Raw genomic sequence first — 6,237 nt, forward strand, 5'->3', positions numbered from 1 at the left:
CACCTGCGGCGCGGTACCGATCGCCCGCCGCCGTGATCGGAACAGATACCCAGAACGGTCGTTCTCCAGCCGTCAACCGGCCGTCGTGACGACAGCGGCGTGTCGTGCCGGCGCGATAATGTCGCTGTATGGGGGTCGCTGGTTCCGTCGTACCGGTTGGTCCGCGCTGGCAGCGCGCCCGGCAGATCGCCTGGATGGCGGCGATCGGCACGGGCGCCACGGCGGCGGCCGTGGTGGCGACCGGCGGCGTGCTGATCGGGCAGGCCCGGCAGGCCCGGCGCACCATCCCGGTGGCGGAGGCCCCGCCGCCGCGCTGCGACGGCGTCTACGGCGCCAAGCTGCCCGGCGCCCCGCTGACCATGGTCGTCCTCGGTGACTCCTCCGCCGCCAGCTACGGGGTGCACCGGCGCCGGGAGACGCTGGGCGCGCTGCTCGCCACCGGGCTGTCCCGGCGGCTGCACCGGCCGGTCCGGCTGCACCGCTTCGCGGTGGTCGGTTCGCTCTCCGCCGGGTTGAAGCCGCAGGTCGAGTCGGCGCTGGAGTGCGACCCGGACGTCGCGGTGATCCTGATCGGCGGCAACGACGTCACCAACCGCACCCCACCCGGGCTGGCGGTCCGCTACCTGGTCGACGCGGTCCGGGCGCTGCGCGCCGCCGGCTGCGAGGCGGTCGTCGGCACCTGCCCCGACCTCGGGGCGATCCAGCCGATCCAGCCGCCGCTGCGCTGGCTGGCCCGGCGGTGGAGCCGGCAGCTCGCCGCCGCCCAGACGGTCGCGGTGGTCGAGGCGGGGGGCTGGACGGTCTCCCTCGGCGACATGCTCGGTCCCCGGTTCGCGGCCGAGCCGACCCGGATGTTCGCGTGGGACCGGTTCCACCCGTCGGCGGAGGGCTACGCGGTGGCCGCCGCCGCGCTGCTGCCGACCATGATCTCCGCCCTCGGCGCCGGGCTGGAGCGCAGGCCGGTCCTGGGTCGGGGCGAGGGCGTACGGTCGTTGCCGCAGGCCGCCCAGGAAGCGGCCCGGCACGCCGGCACGGAGGTCAGTGGCACCCAGGTCCGGGGCCGCGACCGCGGTCCGGCCGGCCGCTGGGCGCAGCTGCGCCGGCGGGCCTTCTTCGGCGTCGGAGCGGTGCCGCAACCCGGCGCCGCGGCCGACTCACCCACACTGGAGGGACTGGCATGAGCGAGCGCGGCATCGGCGCGGAGTTCGCGCTCCGGCTCGGGAAGGCGGCCGCCGTCTCCCTGGTCGCCGGCACGATCGGCGGCGCGGCGGTACTGGCCGGGCAGGCGGTGGCGGCCCGCAACCGCAGCTACGCCCAGCCGGAGCTCGGCCTGGCCCTGCGGGCCACGGTGGGTCGGGCCGACGCACCGCCGCTGCGACTGGTGCTGCTCGGCGACTCCTCGGCGCTCGGCGTCGGGGTGGAACGCTTCGAGGAGACCGTCGGCGGGCAGCTGGCCCACCTGCTGGCCGAGGGCCCGACCGGCCGCCGGGTGCACCTGTCCAGCGTCGGGGTCTCCGGCTCGCGCTCGACCGACCTGGCCACCCAGGTGGCCCGGGCCCTGCTCGGCGAGCACCCGGACGTGGCGGTGATCCTGATCGGGGCCAACGACGCCACCGCGCTGCGCCGGCCGGTCGAGGCCGCCGCGTACCTCGGCTCGGCGGTGCGCCGGATGCGGGAGGCGCGGGTGGAGGTGGTGGTCGGCACCTGTCCCGACCTCGGCGCCGTCCGCGCGGTCTCACCGCCGTTGCGCCAGGTCATCGGCTGGTCCGGGCGGCGGGTCGCCCGGGCGCAGACCGCCGCGGTGCTGGACGCCGGCGGCACCGTGGTCGATCTGGGCACGGAGACCGGTCCGGTGTTCCGGGCCGACGCCGGCACCTTCTGCTACGACGGTTTCCACCCCTCCGCCGATGGCTACCGGGTCTGGGCCCACGCCCTGCTGCCGGCCGTCGCGGCGGCCGCCGCCGTGGCCTCCCGGCACTGACGCCCGCCCCGCGGGGTGACATTTCCCGGCGGGCCGGCAGCTTCCGCGCCAAGTTACCGACGAGTTAACGTTGGTTCATGCCGATTGAGTCGTCCCGCGACGCCGTCATCGTCGCCACCGCCCGGTCCCCCATCGGCCGCGCGCACAAGGGTTCACTGCGCGAGGTCCGCCCGGACGACCTCGCCGCGACCATCGTCCAGGCCGCCCTGGGCAAGGTGCCCCAGCTCGACCCCAGCACGATCGACGACCTCTACCTGGGCTGCGGTCTGCCCGGTGGAGAGCAGGGCTTCAACATGGCCCGGGTGGTCGCCACGCTGATGGGCCTGGACGGCCTGCCGGGCGCCACGCTGACCCGCTACTGCGCCTCGTCGCTGCAGACCACCCGGATGGCGATGCACGCGATCCGGGCCGGCGAGGGCGACGTCTTCATCTCCGCCGGCGTGGAGATGGTCTCCCGGTACGCCCGGGGCAACTCCGACGGTCTGCCGCCGGAGGCGCAGGCGCTGGTCGGCGGCGGCTGGGAGAACCCCCGCTTCGCCGAGGCCCGCGAGCGCTCGAAGGCCCGCGCGGAGGGTGGCGCCGAGGTGTGGACCGACCCGCGCGAGGCCGGCCAGCTCCCCGACATCTACCTCACCATGGGACAGACCGCCGAGAATCTCGCCCAGGTGCACGACGTGACCCGCGAGGACATGGACGCCTTCGGCGTCCGCAGCCAGAACCTGGCCGAGAAGGCGATCGCCGACGGCTTCTGGGCCCGCGAGATCACCCCGGTCACCACGCCGGACGGCACGGTGGTCAGCGCCGACGACGGCCCGCGCGCCGGGGTCACCCTGGAGGCGGTCGCCGGCCTGAAGCCGGTCTTCCGCCCGGACGGCCGGATCACCGCCGGCAACTGCTGCCCGCTCAACGACGGCGCCGCCGCCGTGGTGATCATGAGCGCCCAGCGGGCGCAGGACCTGGGCCTCACCCCGCTGGCCCGGATCGTCTCCACCGGCGTCACCGCACTCTCCCCGGAGATCATGGGGCTCGGCCCGGTCGAGGCCTCCAGGCAGGCCCTGAAGCGGGCCGGGATGACCATCGACGACGTCGACCTGGTGGAGATCAACGAGGCGTTCGCCGCCCAGGTGATCCCCTCCTACCGGCAGCTCGGCATCCCGGAGGAGAAGCTCAACGTGATGGGCGGCGCGATCGCGATCGGCCACCCGTTCGGCATGACCGGCGCCCGGATCACCGGGACCCTGCTCAACGCCCTCGAGTGGCACGACAAGACCATCGGCCTGGAGACCATGTGCGTCGGTGGCGGTCAGGGCATGGCGATGGTGCTCGAGCGGCTGAGCTGAGTTCGATTCGCCGGTGAGCCGGCCGGGTAGGGGTTCGTCATGGCGAGGATCGTCGAGCGGGAGCGCAAGTACTCCGGCGACGAGGGTTTCCGGCTCCCGGACCTGACGGGGTGCGGTGGTGTCGCGACGGTGTCCGACGCCACCGCCCTCGACCTGGACGCGGTCTACCTGGACACCCCCGACCTCCGGCTGGCCCGCAGCGGGTACGCGCTGCGCCGGCGTACCGGGGGCCACGACGCGGGCTGGCACCTCAAGGTCGGCGCGGCCGGCGGCCCCCGGACGGAGTACCAGTTTCCGGCCGGCGCGGCGGACGCCGACCCGCCGGCGGAACTGGTCGGGCTCTTCCGGGCCGCCTCCCGGGGTACGCCGGTCGGCCCGGCCGCCCGGGTCACCACCCACCGGGTGGAGCGCCGGCTGCTGGACGACCGGGGCCGGGTGCTCGCCGAGGTCGCCGAGGACACCGTCGAGGGCCGGGACCTGGTCAGCGACGAACGGCAGGCGTGGCACGAGATCGAGGTCGAGCTCGTCGACGGCGACGAGCAGTTGCTCGACGCGGTGGAGGCGCGGCTGCGCGAGGCGGGTGCCCGACCGGTGCCGGTCTCCAAGTCGCACCGGGCCCTCGGCACCCGGCTCGCCGCGGCGGCCGAGGCGGCGACCACGGACCGGGCGGTGGCACCCGTGGTGGATTACGCCCACACCCAGCGCGACGTGCTGATCGGCAACCACCCGGAGGCACGGCGGGGCGACGAGGACGCCGTGCACGACATGCGGGTCGCGGTCCGCCGGCTGCGGGCCACCCTGCGGACCTTCCGCGGCCTGTGGGACCGGCGGGACAGCGAGGGGGTCCGCACCGAGCTGCGGTGGCTCGGCACCCAGCTCGGACCGGTCCGGGACGCCCAGGTGATGGCCGCCCGGCTCACCGACGCCGTGCACGCCGAACCGGCCGAGCTGGTCCTCGGCCCGATCGTCGCGCGGATCACCGAGCGGTTCGCCGCCGACATCGCCACCGCCCTCGACGAGTTGGGTCGGGCCCTCGACTCCGACCGGTACACCGACCTGCTGGCCCGGCTGGACCGGCTGATCGAGGGGCCGACCACCAGCACCGCCGACGCCCGCTGGGTGACCCGCCGGGTCCGTCGCGCGGTGACCCGCGCGGACGACCGGCTCGACCTCGCCCTCGCCGGCCGGTGCCCCACCCGCCCAGGCGAGGAGGAGGACGTCGCGCTGCACGAGGCGCGCAAGGCGTACAAGACCGCGCGCTACGCCGTCGAGGTGCGCCAGCCGGCCGTCGGGAAGCCCGCCGACGCCCTGGTCGACCGGCTCAAGGACCTGCAGGAACTGCTCGGCGCCCACCAGGACTCGGTGATCACCCGGGACGTGCTGCGGCGGCAGGCGCTGCGCGCGTACGCCGACGGCGAGAACACCTTCACCTACGGCCTGCTGCACGCGCGGCAGGCCACCGCGGCCGACCGGGACGTCCGGGACGTCGCCGCCGCCCGCGACCGGGCCCGCCGGGGCACGGTGCGGCGCTGGCTGAAGGGCTGACCGGTCTACAGCGCGGAGCGGGTGGCCGTCACCGCGGCGGCGGCCCCGGCCAGCACCGCGTCCGGCGGCCCGGCCGCCACCAGGTCGGCCGCGACCACCCGGAGCTGGTCGGGCAGCGCCAGGTCGTTGTCCAACCGGGGTACGGCCCGACGCGGGCCGCCCTCGGCGTCCGCGGCCAGGTTGGCGATCTCCTGCACCAGCTTGTGCACCAGGTCGGCGCGGGCCACGTTGCCGGCCTCGGCCGCCGCCGCCCAGCGCGGCTGCTGCCAGTGACCCACCCGACGGACCAGCAGCTCCACCGCCCGGTCCAGTTCCGCTGCGCTCATCGCCGCCGAGTCTACGGCCGGGCCGGGCGGCCGTCGCTCACCGGCGCAGGTAGCTCAGCAGCCGCAGGATCTGCCAGTAGAGGAAGACCAGCCCGACCAGCAGCCCGAACGCGCACAACCAGGCGTAGCGGCGCGGCAGGCCGGCCCGGACCGACCGCTCGACCTGGTCGAAGTCGAGGATGAAGCTGAGCGCGCCGGCGATGATCGCGACCACCGAGAAGGCGTACGACAGCCAGCCGACCTCGCCGGTGAGGCTGTAGATCTCCAGCCCCTGCCGGCCGGAGACCAGCCGGACCACCAGGTTGACCACGGTGACCGCGAGCAGGCCGAGCAGGGTGCCGACCACCAGCCGGGCCAGCCGCGGGGTGGCCCGGACCAGCCGGGCCCGGTAGAGCAGCGCCATGCCGAGGAACACCCCGAAGGTGCCCACCACCGCCTGCGCCACGATCCCCGGGTAGACCAGCTCGAACGCCCGGCTGGCCACCCCGAGCAGCAGCCCCTGGACCAGGGCGTACCCGACGATCGGGGCGGGGTGGGTGATGCCGCGCAGCGAGACCACCAGGACCAGCGCGATGCCGGCCAGCGCGGTACCGGCCAGCGCCGCCGGCACCCACACCGCCTGCGGTACGACCACCCAGGCCACCGCCGCGGTCACGCCGGTGAGCAGGAGCAGCCCGACCGTGCGGGTCACCACGTCGTCGACGGTGACCGCCTCCGCGCCGCCCGCCCCGGGCAGCCGGTGCCCCCGGCTGGTGTCCTCCAGCCGGTCCAGTACCGGGTTGGCGCTGCGCACCCGCCACCTCCTCGCCGGCGTACCCCTGGTGTCACTGTCCCCCGGACGGCCCGGCGGGGGTGGGGAAACGACGACGCCCGCCGTCGCGGGACGCGCATGCTGGTGGACGGCCGGGCGCGCTCGAATCGACGACGCCCGCGGCCGCGGAAGCGCATGCTGCGGGACGGCCGGGTGCTCGAAACGACGACGCCCGCCGCCGCGGAAGCGCATGCTGCGGGACGGCCGGGCGCTCGAAACGACGACGCCCGCCGC

Annotated in this window: 5 protein-coding genes and 1 pseudogene; 4 read left to right on the top strand and 2 right to left on the bottom strand. The window is 75.6% G+C overall.

Annotated features, from left to right (window positions below; all coding sequences use genetic code 11):
* Positions 1 to 128: 128 nt before the first annotated feature.
* The 4 genes and pseudogenes from ACLQ2U_RS07860 to ACLQ2U_RS07875 form a co-directional block, all read left to right on the top strand.
* Positions 129 to 1,189: pseudogene (locus ACLQ2U_RS07860) on the top strand (SGNH/GDSL hydrolase family protein); the annotation flags it as partial.
* Positions 1,178 to 1,981, top strand: coding sequence for an SGNH/GDSL hydrolase family protein (locus tag ACLQ2U_RS07865; protein WP_425750131.1), 804 nt, complete (start codon positions 1,178 to 1,180; stop codon positions 1,979 to 1,981). The pseudogene ACLQ2U_RS07860 and the gene ACLQ2U_RS07865, both read left to right, overlap by 12 nt.
* Positions 1,982 to 2,058: 77 nt before the next feature.
* The gene (locus ACLQ2U_RS07870; protein WP_425749884.1) at positions 2,059 to 3,321 is read left to right on the top strand and encodes an acetyl-CoA C-acetyltransferase; all 1,263 of its coding nucleotides are present in this window, start codon (positions 2,059 to 2,061) and stop codon (positions 3,319 to 3,321) included.
* 39 nt (positions 3,322 to 3,360) lie between these two features.
* Positions 3,361 to 4,866: a CHAD domain-containing protein gene (locus ACLQ2U_RS07875; RefSeq protein WP_425749885.1), complete on the top strand. Its 1,506-nt coding sequence runs from the start codon at positions 3,361 to 3,363 to the stop codon at positions 4,864 to 4,866.
* Between the two features lie 5 nt (positions 4,867 to 4,871).
* Here ACLQ2U_RS07875 and ACLQ2U_RS07880 read toward each other — a convergent pair whose 3' ends face one another.
* Entirely contained in the window at positions 4,872 to 5,192 is a 321-nt protein-coding gene (locus ACLQ2U_RS07880) for a hypothetical protein (protein ID WP_425749886.1), read from the bottom strand.
* Positions 5,193 to 5,229: 37 nt separating this feature from the next.
* Entirely contained in the window at positions 5,230 to 5,985 is a 756-nt protein-coding gene (locus ACLQ2U_RS07885) for a Bax inhibitor-1/YccA family protein (RefSeq protein WP_425749887.1), read from the bottom strand.
* Between the last annotated feature and the right edge of the window lie 252 nt (positions 5,986 to 6,237).

Source organism: Micromonospora sp. DT47, from assembly GCF_049844475.1.
Classification (GTDB): domain Bacteria; phylum Actinomycetota; class Actinomycetes; order Mycobacteriales; family Micromonosporaceae; genus Micromonospora.